This is a genomic window from Rhodobacter sp. SGA-6-6 (genome assembly GCF_011043545.1).
GTDB lineage: Bacteria > Pseudomonadota > Alphaproteobacteria > Rhodobacterales > Rhodobacteraceae > Pseudogemmobacter.
This window is the reverse complement of the sequence record NZ_JAAKGP010000002.1, coordinates 597554-612758: the sequence shown is the minus strand read 5'-3', so window position 1 is coordinate 612758 and position 15205 is coordinate 597554. Positions and strand designations below refer to the sequence as shown.

16 protein-coding genes and 1 tRNA gene are annotated in these 15205 nt (G+C 67.8%); 11 read left to right on the top strand and 6 right to left on the bottom strand.

The genetic code is table 11. The annotated features are described in order from the left end of the window. Positions 1–146: 146 nt before the first annotated feature. The 4 genes from G5B31_RS06395 to G5B31_RS06380 all read right to left on the bottom strand — a co-directional run bounded on the left by G5B31_RS06395 (position 147) and on the right by G5B31_RS06380 (position 2482). Positions 147–719: a cob(I)yrinic acid a,c-diamide adenosyltransferase gene (locus tag G5B31_RS06395; protein WP_165014756.1), complete on the bottom strand. Its 573-nt coding sequence runs from the start codon at positions 717–719 to the stop codon at positions 147–149. A 3-nt stretch (positions 720–722) separates the two neighbouring features. Continuing rightward, a complete protein-coding gene (locus G5B31_RS06390) occupies positions 723–926 on the bottom strand; it encodes a twin transmembrane helix small protein (RefSeq protein ID WP_165014753.1) in 204 nt (67 codons plus the stop codon). Between the two features lie 86 nt (positions 927–1012). Next, entirely contained in the window at positions 1013–1837 is an 825-nt protein-coding gene (locus tag G5B31_RS06385) for an SDR family NAD(P)-dependent oxidoreductase (RefSeq protein WP_165014750.1), read from the bottom strand. Positions 1838–1912: 75 nt separating this feature from the next. Continuing rightward, positions 1913–2482, bottom strand: a complete 570-nt coding sequence (locus G5B31_RS06380; protein WP_165014747.1) for an SH3 domain-containing protein — start codon at positions 2480–2482, stop codon at positions 1913–1915. Between the two features lie 142 nt (positions 2483–2624). Between G5B31_RS06380 and G5B31_RS06375 the strand changes: the two genes are divergently transcribed. The 3 genes from G5B31_RS06375 to tuf all read left to right on the top strand — a co-directional run bounded on the left by G5B31_RS06375 (position 2625) and on the right by tuf (position 6936). Next, entirely contained in the window at positions 2625–4928 is a 2304-nt protein-coding gene (locus tag G5B31_RS06375; protein WP_165014744.1) for a DNA topoisomerase IV subunit A, read from the top strand. Between the two features lie 78 nt (positions 4929–5006). Beyond that, positions 5007–5669, top strand: a complete 663-nt coding sequence (locus tag G5B31_RS06370; protein WP_240904306.1) for a hypothetical protein — start codon at positions 5007–5009, stop codon at positions 5667–5669. A 91-nt stretch (positions 5670–5760) separates the two neighbouring features. Then, positions 5761–6936, top strand: coding sequence for an elongation factor Tu (gene tuf, locus G5B31_RS06365; RefSeq protein WP_165014741.1), 1176 nt, complete (start codon positions 5761–5763; stop codon positions 6934–6936). A 67-nt stretch (positions 6937–7003) separates the two neighbouring features. Here the strand turns inward: tuf and G5B31_RS06360 are convergent, their stop codons facing one another. Then, positions 7004–7591, bottom strand: a complete 588-nt coding sequence (locus G5B31_RS06360; RefSeq protein ID WP_165014738.1) for a hypothetical protein — start codon at positions 7589–7591, stop codon at positions 7004–7006. A gap of 170 nt (positions 7592–7761) precedes the next feature. Between G5B31_RS06360 and G5B31_RS06355 the strand changes: the two genes are divergently transcribed. The 4 genes from G5B31_RS06355 to G5B31_RS06340 all read left to right on the top strand — a co-directional run bounded on the left by G5B31_RS06355 (position 7762) and on the right by G5B31_RS06340 (position 9203). Then, on the top strand, positions 7762–8148 hold the full coding sequence (locus tag G5B31_RS06355; protein ID WP_205911810.1) for a DUF1801 domain-containing protein: 387 nt from the start codon (positions 7762–7764) through the stop codon (positions 8146–8148). A gap of 16 nt (positions 8149–8164) precedes the next feature. Next, complete coding sequence (locus tag G5B31_RS06350; RefSeq protein WP_165014732.1) at positions 8165–8800, top strand: CatB-related O-acetyltransferase; 636 nt, start codon at positions 8165–8167, stop codon at positions 8798–8800. Positions 8801–8844: 44 nt separating this feature from the next. Beyond that, positions 8845–9063, top strand: coding sequence for a hypothetical protein (locus G5B31_RS06345; RefSeq protein ID WP_165014729.1), 219 nt, complete (start codon positions 8845–8847; stop codon positions 9061–9063). Positions 9064–9127: 64 nt separating this feature from the next. Next, positions 9128–9203 (top strand) — tRNA-Trp (locus tag G5B31_RS06340). Between the two features lie 46 nt (positions 9204–9249). Here the strand turns inward: G5B31_RS06340 and G5B31_RS06335 are convergent. Then, entirely contained in the window at positions 9250–9834 is a 585-nt protein-coding gene (locus G5B31_RS06335) for a hypothetical protein (RefSeq protein WP_165014726.1), read from the bottom strand. A 194-nt stretch (positions 9835–10028) separates the two neighbouring features. Here G5B31_RS06335 and G5B31_RS06330 point away from each other — a divergent pair, with 194 nt between their 5' ends. The 4 genes from G5B31_RS06330 to G5B31_RS06315 all read left to right on the top strand — a co-directional run bounded on the left by G5B31_RS06330 (position 10029) and on the right by G5B31_RS06315 (position 15138). After that, on the top strand, positions 10029–11279 hold the full coding sequence (locus tag G5B31_RS06330) for a sarcosine oxidase subunit beta family protein (protein WP_165014724.1): 1251 nt from the start codon (positions 10029–10031) through the stop codon (positions 11277–11279). Positions 11280–11352: 73 nt separating this feature from the next. Beyond that, positions 11353–11637, top strand: a complete 285-nt coding sequence (locus tag G5B31_RS06325) for a sarcosine oxidase subunit delta (RefSeq protein ID WP_165014721.1) — start codon at positions 11353–11355, stop codon at positions 11635–11637. Then, a complete protein-coding gene (locus G5B31_RS06320; protein ID WP_165014718.1) occupies positions 11634–14582 on the top strand; it encodes a sarcosine oxidase subunit alpha family protein in 2949 nt (982 codons plus the stop codon). The genes G5B31_RS06325 and G5B31_RS06320 overlap by 4 nt, the downstream gene beginning before the upstream one ends. Further along, a complete protein-coding gene (locus tag G5B31_RS06315; protein WP_165014715.1) occupies positions 14575–15138 on the top strand; it encodes a sarcosine oxidase subunit gamma in 564 nt (187 codons plus the stop codon). Before G5B31_RS06320 ends, G5B31_RS06315 begins: the two co-directional genes overlap by 8 nt. Positions 15139–15205: the final 67 nt, after the last annotated feature.

Here is a 15205-nt window from a genome sequence, read left to right as displayed (position 1 = left end):
TAATCTCCAGTGATGGGGCAAAGCCCCGGCCAAGCTCTCTGGCGGGGGTGTTATCGCAAGGGGACCCGGAAAAACAGAGCAAATGCGACAGGAATCGGCGACAGGACGCCGCGTTTAGATCGGCTGGTCCGATCAGAGCGGCACAGTCAGCGTGTCAGGCCGGGGACCCAGAGCACGTCGTCCTTGCCGTCGTCGTTGGCAATGCGGCCGGCGACGAAGAACCAGTCGGACAGGCGGTTGAGGTATTTCACCGCCTCGGGGTTCACGTCCTCCTGCGCCGCCAGTTCCACCACCAGACGCTCGGCCCGGCGGCAGACGGTGCGGCAGAGGTGCAGATGGGCGGCCAGCGCCGATCCGCCGGGCAGGATGAAGCTGCGCAGCGGCGTCAGCTTCGTGTTCATGGCGTCGATCTCGGCCTCCAGCCTTTCGACCTGCGCCGCCACCATTCGCAGGGGGGTATAGGGCAGGTCGGCATCCTTCTCCCGGTCCGGGGTGCAGAGATCGGCGCCGAGGTCGAAGAGGTCGTTGGAGATCCGGGCCAGCGCCGCGTCCATCTCGCCGGTCGCGTGCTGGCGGGCAAGGCCGACGGTGGCGTTGGTCTCGTCGCAGGTGCCATAGGCGGAGACGCGGTCGCTGAATTTCGGCACCCGCGCGCCATTGCCGAGCGCGGTTTCCCCCTTGTCGCCGGTGCGGGTGTAGATCTTCGACAGGACAACCATGGCTTACCCCCTCGATTTCAGCCAGGCGAAGCCGACGATCAGCACGACGGCGATGAATTGCGCGATCAGCCGCCAGCGCATGACGCGGTTGGCGTGCTTGCGGTTGAACTCGCCGCCCTTGGCGAAGGTGCCGATGCCGAACAGCAGGATGGCAAGCACCACCAGCGCCGCGAAGGCGGCAAGGGTGAAGGTCGGGTCGTCGAACATGGGCACCTCCGGTCGCCCCCGGGTTTAGGCCAAAGCCGGCGGAATGCGAAGTCACATTCCGACCATGGGGCCGCCCCTGCGCTGCATCAGACCCTGGCGACCAGCCAGTCCAGCACCCGGTTGGGCAGAATGCGGCGGGCGATCCCCATCAGATGCGTCGGCGTGGTGACGTAGTAGCGCGCGCGGGGCCGGGGGCTTTCGCAGGCCCGCACCAGCGCCCTGGTCACCGCGCTGGCCGGCAACTCGAACCTGTCCGGCTTGGTCTTGGCGTCGTAGAGCCGGTGCAGCAGGCTGCGGTATTCCTCGGCCCGGGGCGAGGCTTCCCAATCCACCCATTTCTCGAAATGCGGCACCGAATTCTCGCGGATGCGGCTGGTGATCGGGCCGGGCTCGATCAGGACGATGTCGATGCCGGTGCCGCGCATCTCGATCCGCAGCACGTCGGTCAGCCCCTCCATGGCGAACTTGGTCGAGACATAGGCGCCGCGCCAGCGCATCCCCACCAGCCCGAGGACGGAGGAGCAGTTGACGATCCGGCCGTGGCCCTGCGCCCGCATCAGCGGAATCACCCTCGTGGCCAGGTCGTGATAGCCGAAGAGGTTGGTCTCGAAGATTTCCCGCAGCGCGCCGCGGGGCAGGTCCTCCACCGCGCCGGGGCAGGCGAAGGCGCCGTTGTTGTAAAGCACGTCCAGACGGCCGCCGCGGGCCTTCACCTCCTCCACCGCCGCCACGATGCTGGCCTCGTCGGCGTAGTCGAGGCGGAAGCTTTCCAGCCCTTCCTCGTGCAGGCGCTTGCAGTCCGCCTCCTGCCGGCAGGTGGCGAAGACCCGCCAGCCGCGGGCCTTCATCCCCCGCGCCGCATCCAGCCCGATGCCCGAGGAGCAGCCGGTGATGAGAATCGTCCTGTCCATGTGCCTGCCCATTCTTGTGCTTTTGCCGCAGGGCTAGGGCGTCGGCAGGCCGGCGTCAAATGAAGTTCCGATGGATCAGGGCGCTTCGGGGGACAGGAAGCGCAGCGCGACCCAGCCTTCCAGCCCGTCGCCCTCGATCCGCACATGGGCCCATTCCGAGCCCGGCTCGAAGCTGACCGCGACCGCCTCGCCGCGGGTCAGCCGGTCCACCACGGCGGCGCCGGTGGAGGGGCCCTCGCGCACGTTCACCGCATTGGCTGTGACATACCAGACATCGCCCGAGGCCGGTGCAGGGGCGGGTTCGGCGGCGGGAATCTCTTCCATGTCCATCGTCGTGGTCGGCAGGGCGGACAGGGTGAAGACCGGCTCGGGCCTGACCGTGCGGGCGGCTTCGGGTTCGGCCGGCGGGGTGTAGCTGGCGGTCTCGACCACCGGCTCCACCACCGGGGCGGCGCCCGCGGGTTCCGCCTCCACCGCCTCGGCCACCGCCACCACCTCCGGCGCGCGGCGGCGTTCCAGCACCACGATCCCTTCGCCATCGGCAACGGCGGCGGCAAGGCCGGGGCGCAACTGCCCCTTGTCCTCGCCCGCGATCAGCAGGGTGACGAAGATTGCAGCACAAAGGGGCACAAGAAGGCGGAACATGATTTTACCGGGGCAGCGGCGGCAGATACCCCTTTGGTAACATGGATCGGACGGCGGGTGAGAGGGAAAAAGCCGGGATCGGAAACCCTTACCGCGCGTGTTGCCGCTGGACCGCGCCGCGCCGCCGCACTACACAACATCCATGTCCCAGGACGACGATACCGACAAGACCTATGGCCTGACCGTGGCCGAACCGCTGTCCCGCGCGATCGGGGAGCGGTATCTGACCTATGCGCTGTCCACCATCATGCACCGCGCCCTGCCGGATGCGCGCGACGGGCTGAAGCCGGTCCACCGCCGAATCCTCTGGGCGATGCGGCGGCTGCGGCTGACGCCGACGGGGGGCTTCCTGAAGTCGGCCAAGATCAGCGGCGACACGATGGGGGACTTCCACCCCCATGGCGATGCGGCGATCTACGACGCGATGGCGCGGCTGGCGCAGGATTTCAACATGCGCTACCCGCTGGTCGACGGGCAGGGCAACTTCGGCAACATCGACGGCGACAACCCCGCGGCCTCCCGCTACACCGAGGCGCGGATCACCGCGCTGACCGAGGCGCTGCTGGAAGGCATCGACGAGACCTGCGTCGATTTCCGCCCCAACTACGACGGCCGGCTGGAAGAGCCGGTGGTGCTGCCCGCCGCCTTCCCCAACCTGCTGGCCAACGGTGCCAGCGGCATCGCCGTGGGGATGGCGACCAACATTCCGCCGCACAACCTCGACGAACTGGTCCGCGGCTGCCAGCTCTTGCTGAAGCAGCCGGAGGCGACCACCGCCGATCTGGTCGCGCTGATTCCCGGCCCCGATTTCCCCACCGGCGGCGTTCTGGTGGAGCCGAGGGACTCGATCCTGGAGGCCTACGAGACCGGCCGCGGCGCCTTCCGCACCCGGGCGAAATGGCAGGTGGAGGATCTGGGCCGCGGGACCTGGCAGATCGTCGTCACCGAAATCCCCTTCCAGGTGCAGAAGTCCAAGCTGATCGAGAAGCTGGCCGAGCTGATCCAGCTGAAGAAGGTGCCGCTGCTGGCCGATGTCCGCGACGAATCCGCCGAGGACGTGCGGATCGTGCTGGAGCCGCGGGCGCGGACGGTGGACCCCGAGGTGCTGATGGGCACGCTCTACCGCAACAGCGACCTGGAGACCCGGTTCAGCCTGAACATGAACGTGCTGATCGACGGCCGGGTGCCGCGGGTCTGCGGGCTGAAGGAGGTGCTGCGCGCCTTCCTCGACCACCGGCGCGAGGTGCTGCGGCGGCGGTCCGAACACCGGATCGAGAAGATCGACCACCGGCTGGAGGTGCTGGAAGGCTTCATCGTCGCCTATCTGAACCTCGACCGGGTGATCGACATCATCCGCTACGACGAGGACCCCAAGGCCGCCCTGATGCGGGAAAACTGGGGCAGGGAGCATCCCCGGGCGCTGTCCGAAAAGGACTACCGCAGCCCCGGGCCGGGCGAAGGCGAGCTGACCGAGGTCCAGGCCGAGGCGATCCTGAACATGCGGCTGCGCAGCTTGCGCCGGCTGGAGGAACTGGAACTGCGGGCCGAGCGCGACGCGCTGATGGCGGAACGCGCCGGGCTGGCCGACCTGCTGGACAGCGAGAAGCTGCAATGGAAGCGGATCGGCGAGGAGCTTGAGGACATCCGCCGCAAATACGGCAAGGGCACCCCGGGCGGCGACCGCCGCACCACCTTCGCCGAGGCCGGCGAGGTCGAGGAGGTCCCCTTCGAGGCGATGATCGAGCGCGAGCCGATCACCGTGATCTGCTCGAAGATGGGCTGGATTCGCGCCATGAAGGGCCATGTCGACCTGAGCCTGGAGCAGAAGTTCAAGGACGGCGACGGCCCCCGCTTCGCCTTCCACGCCGAGACCACCGACAAGATCCTGCTGGTGGCCGAGAACGGCCGCTTCTACACCCTGATCGGCGCCAACCTGCCCGGCGGGCGGGGGATGGGCGAGCCGGTCCGGCTGATGGTGGACCTGCCCAACGACACCGGCATCACCGACCTGATCCCGTTCCGGCCGGGGGCGAAATACCTGGTCGCCTCGGACGCCGGCGACGGCTTCGTCGTGCCGGCCGAGGATCTGGTGGCCCAGACCAAGGCGGGCAAGCAGGTGCTGACGGTGAAGGACGGGGTGAAGGCCGCGGTCTGCGTGCCGGTGCGCGGCGACCATGTCGCCGTGGTGGGCGAGAACCGCAAGCTGCTGGTCTTCCCGCTGGCAGACCTGCCGGAGATGGCCAGGGGCAAGGGTGTCCGCCTGCAGAAATACAAGGACGGCGGGTTGTCGGATGCGATCACCTTCGCCTTGGCCGAGGGCCTGTCCTGGAAGGACCCTGCGGGGCGCACCCGGACCGAGACCGACCTCTCCGAATGGCAGGGCCCGCGCGCCGGGGCGGGCAAAATGGCGCCGCGGGGCTTCCCGCGCGACAACCGCTTCACCTGACGGGGCAGGTTGACGGGGAAAGTTGCGCCGGGGCGCGGGCTTCGCTAGGACTGACGGTCAGCCCGAACGGAGTCGCCGATGGCCCTGATGCGCCTTTGCCTTGCCCTTTGCCTGATGGCCGGCCTGTCCGCCTGCGCCCGCAACGACCTGGCCGAGCCGCCGGTGCCGCTGGGGGAGTTCGCCCTGGGGCTGAACATCGCGGTGGCCGACAAGGTGGAGATGGTGCCGATCAGCCGCCCGGCCACGCCCGACGAATGGGAGGCCGCCATCGTCAAGGCGGTGGACGACCGCTTCGGCCGCTACGAGGGGACGAAGCTCTACAACATCGGCATCTCGGTCGATGCCTATGCTTTGGCTCCGCCCGGCATCCCGGTGGTGGCGGCGCCGAAGTCGATCCTGGTGGTGACGGCGAACATCTGGGACGACGCGGCGCAGAAGAAGCTGAACCCCGAAGGCCACCAGATCACCGTCTTCGAAAGCCTCTCGGGCGAGACGGTGATCGGCACCGGCATCACCCGGTCGCGGAAGCAGCAGATGGAGGCGCTGGCCTTCAACGCGGTGAAGAAGGTCGAGGACTGGCTGCTGGAACACCCCGAATGGTTCGACATGACGGCCGAGGAACTGGAGGCCGCGATGGCCGCCCGGGCCGAGACGATCAAGGAAGCGAAGAAGGCACCCGCCGACCCCGCGCCGGAACCCATGGTGGAGGTGGTCGGGCCCCCGGCCGATCCGGCCAACTGAGGCTTGATTTTCCCGCCCCCAGCCTTTAAGCCGCCGCCCGAGTAGACCGAGGGCCCCTTTGCGGGCCCCCAGAGAGCAAGGGCGCCCGACCATGGCAAAGGCAAAGTTTGAACGGACGAAACCGCACGTCAACATCGGCACGATTGGCCACGTTGACCACGGGAAGACGACGCTGACGGCGGCGATCACGAAGTATTTCGGCGAGTTCAAGGCGTATGACCAGATCGACGGCGCGCCGGAAGAGCGGGCCCGCGGGATCACGATCTCGACGGCGCACGTGGAATATGAGACCGAGGCGCGGCACTATGCCCACGTCGACTGCCCCGGCCACGCCGACTACGTGAAGAACATGATCACGGGTGCCGCGCAGATGGACGGCGCGATCCTGGTGGTGGCCTCCTCGGACGGCCCGATGCCGCAGACGCGCGAGCACATCCTGCTGGGCCGCCAGGTGGGCATCCCCTACATGGTGGTCTACATGAACAAGGTGGACCTGGTCGACGACCCGGAACTGCTTGAGCTGGTCGAGATGGAAGTGCGCGAGCTGCTGTCGTCCTACGACTACCCGGGCGACGACATCCCGATCATCAAGGGCTCGGCCCACCAGGCGCTGATCGGCGAGCGCAAGGACATCGGGGAAGACTCGGTGCGGGCGCTCTTGAAGGCGGTGGACGAGTATATCCCGACCCCGGCGCGTGCGGTCGACCAGCCGTTCCTGATGCCGATCGAGGACGTGTTCTCGATCTCGGGCCGCGGCACGGTTGTGACCGGCCGGGTCGAGCGCGGCGTGATCAACGTCGGCGACGAGGTGGAGATCGTGGGCATCCGCGACACCAAGAAGTCGGTCTGCACCGGCGTCGAGATGTTCCGCAAGCTGCTGGACCGCGGCGAGGCGGGCGACAACATCGGCGCGCTGCTGCGCGGCGTGGACCGTGACGGGGTGGAGCGCGGGCAGGTGCTGTGCAAGCCCGGCTCGGTGAAGCCGCACACCAAGTTCGAGGCCGAGGCCTATATCCTGACCAAGGAAGAGGGCGGCCGCCACACGCCGTTCTTCGCCAACTACCGTCCGCAGTTCTACTTCCGCACGACGGACGTGACGGGCACCGTGCAGCTGCCGGAAGGCACCGAGATGGTGATGCCGGGCGACAACCTGAAGTTCGAGGTGGAGCTGATCGCGCCGATCGCGATGGAAGAGAAGCTGCGCTTCGCCATCCGCGAAGGCGGCAGGACCGTCGGCGCGGGCGTGGTGTCCAAGATCATCGCGTAAGAATGGCGGGGTGAACCCCGCCTTGCGTGAGATTGAAAGGGCCGTCCCTCGGGGCGGCCCTTCCTGTTTAGCTGGCTCCGATCAGCGTGGCACCGAGAGCCAACAAGCGTGGGGCTAGGATGGCTTGATCAGAGGGGCGGCATCTGCCGGTCACGAGGATACAATCCAGACCCTTGGGGTTATGAACGCCGGGGTCGTCGGATTGGACATTGGGGAGTGCGTCCGGCGCAAGACCGGCGTCATACCAGAGTGCAGCAGCCATCCGTTCGAGCGACTTGTAGGAATGAAACCATGCGCCCCTGGCATCGCGGGCGATGCTGTAGACGTCATAGTGTCCGTTTCTTCGGGTTACTCCTACTGGCCTCAGGTCATTAAGATCACTCTCGGTTTCGATCAGACCGATCACCTTGCCATCCTGCCTCACAACCAGATCGATCTTTCTTCGCGCGGCGGTCACCTCGATTTCCCTCGTATCCTTGCTCCGCCAGACCGGAAGCTGCGCACCAAGAAAGAGGCTCCGATCTTCAGCATCGGCTTCGAGACCAAGGCGGGTGAGATGGTTCTGGATTGCGGGTTTCAGGATTTTCTCGCCGCACTTGCCGGAAATCTTCAGCGCATCCACGCATTCCTTCACGGCTACAACCAGACTTTGCATACCCATCTCCCTCGCCGCCTGAGTCGAAATCCCTGATGCTAATGCGCCAGTGCTTGCATCGGAAGGCAGCAAGATGGTGATACCGGGCCTATGAGTAAGGGGCCGTTCTCCGGGTGGCCTTTTTTGCATTCCGGGTGCCGCCGTGCCACACTTCGCCCATGGATCGGCTGATGCTTTTCCCCTCGGCCCGCCGCGACGATCCCGCCGTCGCGCGCTGGTTCGATGACCGGCCGGGGGAACTCGGCGCCCTCGCGCGGCGTTGGTTCAGGGTGATGCGCGGCTGCGGCGAGGATGTGCGGGAGTTGCTGCATGACGGCTGCCCGGTTGCCTGCGTCGAGGAGGCGGCCTTCGGCTATGTCGACGTTTTCCGGGCGCATGTGAACGTGGGGTTCTTCCGCGGCGCCGGGCTGGACGATCCGGCGGGGCTGCTTCAAGGCACCGGCAAGCGGATGCGGCATGTGAAGCTGCGGCCCGCGACGCTGCCGGACGAGGCTGCCCTGACCGCGCTGATCCGCGCCGCCCATGCCGACATGCGCCGCTGCCTCGGCCGGGAGTGACCTTTCGGAGATTGCCATGCCGCTGTTCGACCCGACCCTGCGCCATCCGATGCGGTTTCCCGACGGCACCGTGAACCGCTGCATCGCGCATCTGCCCGCCGTCATCGACCATCCGAACATCACGGTCGGCGACTACAGCTATGCCAATGACTTCGACCCGCCGGAGGATTGGGCGGCGCGGCTGGCGCCCTATCTCTATCCCGGCGCGCCCGAGCGGCTGGTGATCGGCAAGTTCTGCCAGATCGCCCATGGCGCGCGCTTCGTCACCGCCAGCGCCAACCATGCCATGCAGGGCGCCACGACCTATCCTTTCGCGATCTTCGATCATACGGCGCTGGAGGCGTTCAAAGGCGCCTTCGAGACCCTGCCGGACACGCGGATCGGCCATGATGTCTGGCTCGGCCATGGTGCGCTGGTGCTGCCGGGAGTGCGGATCGGCAACGGCGCGATCGTCGGCGCCGGGGCGGTGGTGACGCGCGACGTGCCGGATTATGCCGTGGTGGCGGGCAATCCGGCCCGCGTGCTGCGGATGCGGTTTGCGCCGGAGGTGGTGGCGCATCTGCTGGACCTGTGCTGGTGGGACTGGCCGCCCGAGCGGATCGAGGCGGCGCTGCCCGCGCTGGTCTCCGGCGATCCCGCGGCTCTGGCCTGAGGCGCGGGCAGGGGCTATGCTGGGGTCGTTTCGGAGAGACCCGCATGACCCGCCTGCTGCCCCTCTGCCTGCTTCTGCTGGCCGCCTGCGTCCCCCGCGAACCCGGGCTGACCGCCACCGAGGAATACGAGATCCGGCAATATGTGCCCGATGCCGACCTGTCGGACCTGACGCCGGCCCAGGCCAGCGCCCTGTCCAGCGCGCTGCACCACGGCGACGGTTTCGACATCCCCGCGCAGATCCGGTCGATCCTGATGTGGTGAGCGGCCAGCCCGCGAGAATCCCTTGACCTTCCCCGCCGCCTGCCGTAACCCCTGCGCCGACCACAGGGGTATAGCTCAGCTGGTAGAGCGACGGTCTCCAAAACCGTAGGTCGCGGGTTCGAGCCCTGCTGCCCCTGCCATTCCCTCCATCATCGCCGAACGTGACCCGGGCCGCCGGGGAAAGCGCTATTTCTCGCTGTCCAGCTTCAGCAGGCGCGGGGCGGCGGGCTGCGCCTCCTCTCCGGCCGCGGTCTCCGGGGCAGGAGGCTCCACCAGGTTGAACACCATGCCGCGGAAGACGGCGGTGTTGGCGGGGGCCAGGTCCTGCATCTCGGCGACATAGCCGGGCGAGAACACCGCCGCCATCGGCCCCGGCGCCCAGTGAAACAGGTTGTGGAAGGTGCAGACCGCCACCATCACCCCGATCCCCTGCAGCCCGACATGCTCTTTCGAGGACAGCCGGAACATCTGCGCCAGCACGAAGGAGGCGGCCATGCCGAAGCCCACGGTGATCAGCAGGTCCATGTCGCTGGTCTGGTCCCCCGCCGCGCCATCGGCGAGGTGGAAGCGGATGTAGCGGCCGAGGCCGACGGCCAGCAGGCCCAGCAGGAAAGCCCCGGCCAGCGACAGCGGGTAGAGCGCATTGGTGGCGATCTCCCGCCCGGCCGCAGGCGGGGTGCCGCGGCCGGGCAAGGGCGCGGGGGCGCCGCTGTGCTGCTCCTGCTGGCGGATGCGGTCCAGGCGTTGCTGAAACTGGTCCTGCTGCGACACGGCCGACTCCCCCCTCCTGTCCTTTCCGCCTCGCTCTGCCGGACCAATCGGGCGGAACTTTGGCGCCCCTGCGGCGCGATGGCCTGCTCACATCGGCGGGAATGGCGAAAACCGCAGCGGCCTTGGCGGAAACGGAAGCGGTGTCGCGGATGGCAGGAGTAGAGATGGGGCGAACAGGCAAAGGAGGGCGCGGGATGCGCTATTCCGGTTTCCGGGTGATTGCCGAGGCACTGACGGGCCACAAGGGCTGGAAGCCCGTCTGGCGCGATCCGGCGCCGCAGGCGGAGTATGATTTCGTCATCGTCGGCGGCGGCGGGCACGGGCTGGCGACGGCCTATTACCTGGCCAAGGAGTTCGGGCAGGCGCGCATCGCGGTGATCGAGAAGGGCTATCTCGGCGGCGGCAACGTCGGCCGCAACACCACGATCATCCGGTCGAACTACCTGCTGGACGGCAACGAGCCGTTCTATGAATTCTCGCTGAAACTGTGGGAAGGGCTGGAGCAGGACTTCAACTACAACGCGATGGTCAGCCAGCGCGGCATCCTGAACCTGATCCACACCGACGCGCAGCGCGACGCCTTCACCCGGCGCGGCAATGCGATGATCCTGAACGGCGCCGATGCCGATCTGCTGGACCGCGAGCAGGTCCGGGCGATGTATCCTTGGCTGAACTTCGACAACGCCCGCTTCCCGATCAAGGGCGGGCTGGCGCAGCGGCGCGGCGGCACAGTGCGGCACGACGCGGTGGCCTGGGGCTATGCCCGCGGCGCCGACATGCGCGGGGTGGACCTGATCCAGAACTGCGAAGTCACCGGGATGCGGATCGAGCAGGGGCGCATCAAGGGGGTGGAGACCACCCGCGGCTTCATCGGCGCGAAGAAGGTGGGCGTGGCGGTGGCCGGGTCGTCCAGCAAGGTGATGGCGCACGCCGGGATGCGGCTGCCGATGGAAAGCCATGTCCTGCAGGCCTTCGTGTCGGAGGGGCTGAAGCCGCTGATCGACGGGGTGATCACCTTCGGCGCCGGGCACTTCTACGTCAGCCAGTCCGACAAGGGCGGGCTGGTGTTCGGCGGCGACATCGACGGCTACAACTCCTATGCCCAGCGGGGCAACCTGCCGGTGATCGAGGACGTGGCCGAAGGGGGCATGGCGCTGATGCCGGCCATCGGCCGGGCGCGGCTCTTGCGCACCTGGGGCGGGATCATGGACATGTCGATGGACGGCTCGCCCATCATCGACCGCACCCCGGTCGAGGGGCTCTATTTCAACGGCGGCTGGTGCTACGGCGGGTTCAAGGCGACCCCCGCCAGCGGCTGGTGCTTCGCGCATCTGATGGCGAAGGACGAGCCGCACAAGGTGGCCCGGGCCTATCGTTTCGATCGCTTCCTCAAGGGGCTGATGATCGACGAAAAGGGCCAGGGTGCCCAGCCGAACCTGCATTGAGGGGCGCGATGAGCATTTTCAGCAAAAGTGGGAACCGGTTTTGCGGTTCGAAAATGCGAAAAGGACTTCTCGCATGATCATCAACCATCCGATCCTCGGGCCGCGGGATTCGCAGGAATTCGTCTATCTCGGCTCGGCCGAGCTGATGAACCGGCCCGACGGCATGACGACGGGCGTCGAGGCGTTCCACAACTGGCTCTACAACCGGGACAACCCGGCCGGGGAGCATCGGGAGCTGTGGTATCACGAGCAGGGCGACCGCTCCTGGCTGGTGGTGACGCGGAACACCGTGACGCATGAGATCAGATCGGTGGAGCTGGCCCGCGACGTGGCCAAAGCCATGGGGCGGACGAAATGAGCCAAGAGAACCGCATTTCCGGCGGCCAGATCGACCGCAGCAAGACCTGGCGCTTCACCTTCGACGGCGTGTCCTATCAGGGGCATCCGGGCGACACCCTGGCCTCGGCCCTGCTGGCGAACGGCGTGCGGCTGATGGGCCGCAGCTTCAAGTATCACCGCCCGCGCGGACCGCTGTCGGCCGGGTCGGAAGAGCCGAACGCGCTGGTGCAGCTGCGGTCGGGCGCGCGGCAGGAGCCGAACACGCGGGCCACGGTGGCCGAGTTGTTCGACGGGCTGGAGGCGACCAGCCAGAACGCCTGGCCCAGTCTGAAGTTCGACGCGATGGCGATCAACGACCGGCTGAACACCTTCTTCACCGCCGGTTTCTACTACAAGACCTTCATGTGGCCGGCGTCCTTCTGGGAAAAGGTCTACGAGCCGATCATCCGCCGCGCAGCGGGGCTTGGCGCGCTGACCCGTCAGGAGGACCCGGACGACTACGACAAGGGCTTCCTGCATTGCGATCTTCTGGTGATCGGCGCCGGGCCGGCCGGCCTGTCGGCGGCGCTGACCGCGGGCCGGGCGGGCGCCCGGGTGATCCTCGCCGATGAGGATTTCCGCATGGGCGGCCGGCTGAACGCCGAGACGCTGGAGGTCGGCGGCCAGCCTGGGGCGGACTGGGCCCTGGGCGCGGTGGCCGAGCTGTCGGCGATGCCGAACGTGCGGCTGATGACGCGGACGACGGTGATCGGCGCCTTCGACCACGGCATCTACGGCGCGGTGGAGCGGGTGAGCGACCACCTCGCCGTGCCCGCCAAGGGCAAGCCGCGGCAGACCCTGTGGCGGATCTATTCCCGCCGGGCGATCCTGGCGGGCGGGGCGACGGAACGCCCCATCGCCTTCGAGAACAACGACCGGCCCGGGGTGATGCTGGCAGGCGCGCTTCGCGCCTATGCCAACCGCTGGGGCGTGGCGGTGGGGGATCGCGTCGCGGTCTTCACCAACAACGACGACGGGCTGCGCAGCGCGATGGACCTGAAGGCCCGGGGCGTGGACGTGGTGGCGGTGATCGACGCCCGCAAGGACGGCGATCTGCTGCCCGGTGTCCGCCACCTGAAGGGGGCCGAGGTCGTGGATACCGCTGGCCGGCTGGGGCTGAAATCGGTCACCATCCGGCAGGCCGACGGGCGGACCGAGACGGTGGCCGCCACCGCGCTGGGTGTTTCGGGCGGCTGGAACCCCAACGTCAACATCTCCTCCCACCACCGCTCGCGTCCCGTGTGGGACGAGGGCATCCAGGGCTTCGTCCCCGGCGAGGACGGGCCTCCGGGCCTGACCGCGGCCGGGGCGGCGGCGGGCGTGCTGTCCACCCATGGCGCGCTGGCCGGAGGCCAGGCGCAGGCGGTTGCGGCGCTGGCCGATCTGGGGATCGCGGCCAAGGCCGGCGACCTGCCGCGGGCCGAGGATGCGCCGGTGTCCATCGTGCCGAAATGGTATGTCTCGGGCGGCAAGGGCCGGGCCTGGATCGACCCGCAGAACGACGTGACGCTGAAGGACGTGAAGCTGGCGCAGAAGGAGAACTTCTCGTCGGTGGAGCATCTGAAGCGCTACACCACGCTGGGCATGGCCACCGATCAGGGCAAGACCGGCAATGTGCTGGGGCTGGCGGTGATGGCGGGCCTGACCGGCAAGACCATCCCGGAGACCGGGACGACGATCTACCGCCCGCCCTATACGCCGGTGGCGATGGGCACCCTGGCGGGCCGGTCGCGCGGCAAGGAGTTCAAGCCCTTCCGGCTGACGCCTTCGCACAAATGGGCCGAGGAGCAGGGCGCGGTCTTCGTCGAGGTCGGCATGTGGCTGCGGGCGCAATGGCTGCCGCGCCCCGGGGAAACCCATTGGCGCCAGTCGGTCGACCGCGAGGTGCTGGCCACCCGCAAGTCGGTGGGCATCTGCGACGTGACCACGCTGGGCAAGATCGACATCCAGGGCACCGATGCGGCGGCCTTCCTCGACAAGGTCTATGCCAACAACTTCGCCAGCCTGGCCGTCGGCAAATGCCGCTACGGGCTGATGCTGCGCGAGGACGGGATCGTCTACGACGACGGCACCACCGCCCGGATGGGCGAGAACGAATACGTGATGACCACGACCACCGCCAATGCGGTGCTGGTGTTCCGCAATCTGGAATATGCCCGGCAGGTGCTGTGGCCCGAGATGGACGTGCAGCTGATCTCGACCACCGAGGCCTGGGCGCAGTTCTCGGTCGCCGGGCCGAACGCGCGCAAGCTGCTGCAGAAGGTGGTGGACCAGGACATCTCGGACGCGGCCTTCCCCTACATGGGGGCGGGGAACATCACCGTCGGCGGAGTGCGGGCGCGTCTGTTCCGCATCTCGTTCAGCGGCGAGCTGGCCTATGAGATTGCGGTCCCCACCCGCTATGGCGATGCGCTGGTGCGTCGGCTGATGGAGGCGGGGCAGGAGTTCGACGCCATCGTCTACGGCACCGAGGCGCTTGGCGTCATGCGGGTCGAGAAGGGCCATGTGGCGGGGAACGAACTGAACGGCCAGTCCACCGCGCTGAACATGGGCCTCGGCAAGATGGTGTCGAAGAAGAAGGACTCCATCGGGATGGTGCTGTCGCAGCGCGAGGGGATGGTGGACCCGAACGGCTATCGGCTGGTCGGCGTGAAGCCGGTCGATCCGAAGGGCCAGCTGACCGCGGGCAGCCATTTCCTGGAACATGGCGCCGCGCCGGTGATCGAGAACGACGGCGGCTGGCTGACCTCGAAGGTCTACTCGCCGCATCTCGGCTGCGACATCGCGCTTGGATATCTGAAGGCGGGCGACCAGAAGATCGGGAAGCGGATGCGGGCGGTGAACCTGCTGGCGAAGACCGAGACCGAGGTCGAGATCGTTTCCCCGCATTTCTTTGACTCGGAAGGGGAGAGACTCCGTGGCTGACACCTTGCATGCGCTGACCGCCCTGGGGCAGGCCGCCCCGCAGACCCATCAGGTCGGGCCCTACCGGATCGAGGAACGCTTCGACGTGGCGCTGGCCTCCGTCGCCATCCGCAAGGGGCGGGCGGCGGATGTGACCCGGGCCGCGCAGGCGGCGGGGATTCCGCTGCCCGAGGCCGCGCGCTTTGCAGCGGGCAATCCGTATTCGGCCTTCTGGGTCGCGCCGGAGATGTGGTTTGTCGAGGCGCCCTTCGCCACGCATGAGGACATCGTGGCGGCGGTGAAACCGCTGTTCGGCGATGCCGCCTCGATCACCGAACAGACCGATGCCTGGGTGCGTTTCGACCTGTCCGCCCCCGACCTGGGGCCACTGATGGAGCGGCTGTGCAACGTCGATTTCGCCACTGCGCCGGACGGTTTCGCCACCCGGACGGTGATCGAGCATATCGGCTGCTACCTGATCCGCCATACCGCCGGGGCGGTGACGCTTTACGGCGCCCGCTCCTCGGCGAAAAGCCTGCTGCATTGCCTGGAGGTGACGGCGGCGGCGGTGATCTGACCCGTCGCCCGCCGTGGCGCAGCCGGCGTCCCCGCTTTCGCGGGGCCGACAGTTCGCGTGGACATGG

Coding starts and splice junctions, on each gene's coding strand:
- G5B31_RS06395 (WP_165014756.1), bottom strand. CDS start 719: ATGGTTGTCCTGTCGAAGATCTACACCCGCACCGGCGACAAGGGGGAA.
- G5B31_RS06390 (WP_165014753.1), bottom strand. CDS start 926: ATGTTCGACGACCCGACCTTCACCCTTGCCGCCTTCGCGGCGCTGGTG.
- G5B31_RS06385 (WP_165014750.1), bottom strand. CDS start 1,837: ATGGACAGGACGATTCTCATCACCGGCTGCTCCTCGGGCATCGGGCTG.
- G5B31_RS06380 (WP_165014747.1), bottom strand. CDS start 2,482: ATGTTCCGCCTTCTTGTGCCCCTTTGTGCTGCAATCTTCGTCACCCTG.
- G5B31_RS06375 (WP_165014744.1), top strand. CDS start 2,625: ATGTCCCAGGACGACGATACCGACAAGACCTATGGCCTGACCGTGGCC.
- G5B31_RS06370 (WP_240904306.1), top strand. CDS start 5,007: ATGGCCCTGATGCGCCTTTGCCTTGCCCTTTGCCTGATGGCCGGCCTG.
- tuf (WP_165014741.1), top strand. CDS start 5,761: ATGGCAAAGGCAAAGTTTGAACGGACGAAACCGCACGTCAACATCGGC.
- G5B31_RS06360 (WP_165014738.1), bottom strand. CDS start 7,591: ATGCAAAGTCTGGTTGTAGCCGTGAAGGAATGCGTGGATGCGCTGAAG.
- G5B31_RS06355 (WP_205911810.1), top strand. CDS start 7,762: ATGCTTTTCCCCTCGGCCCGCCGCGACGATCCCGCCGTCGCGCGCTGG.
- G5B31_RS06350 (WP_165014732.1), top strand. CDS start 8,165: ATGCCGCTGTTCGACCCGACCCTGCGCCATCCGATGCGGTTTCCCGAC.
- G5B31_RS06345 (WP_165014729.1), top strand. CDS start 8,845: ATGACCCGCCTGCTGCCCCTCTGCCTGCTTCTGCTGGCCGCCTGCGTC.
- G5B31_RS06330 (WP_165014724.1), top strand. CDS start 10,029: ATGCGCTATTCCGGTTTCCGGGTGATTGCCGAGGCACTGACGGGCCAC.
- G5B31_RS06325 (WP_165014721.1), top strand. CDS start 11,353: ATGATCATCAACCATCCGATCCTCGGGCCGCGGGATTCGCAGGAATTC.
- G5B31_RS06320 (WP_165014718.1), top strand. CDS start 11,634: ATGAGCCAAGAGAACCGCATTTCCGGCGGCCAGATCGACCGCAGCAAG.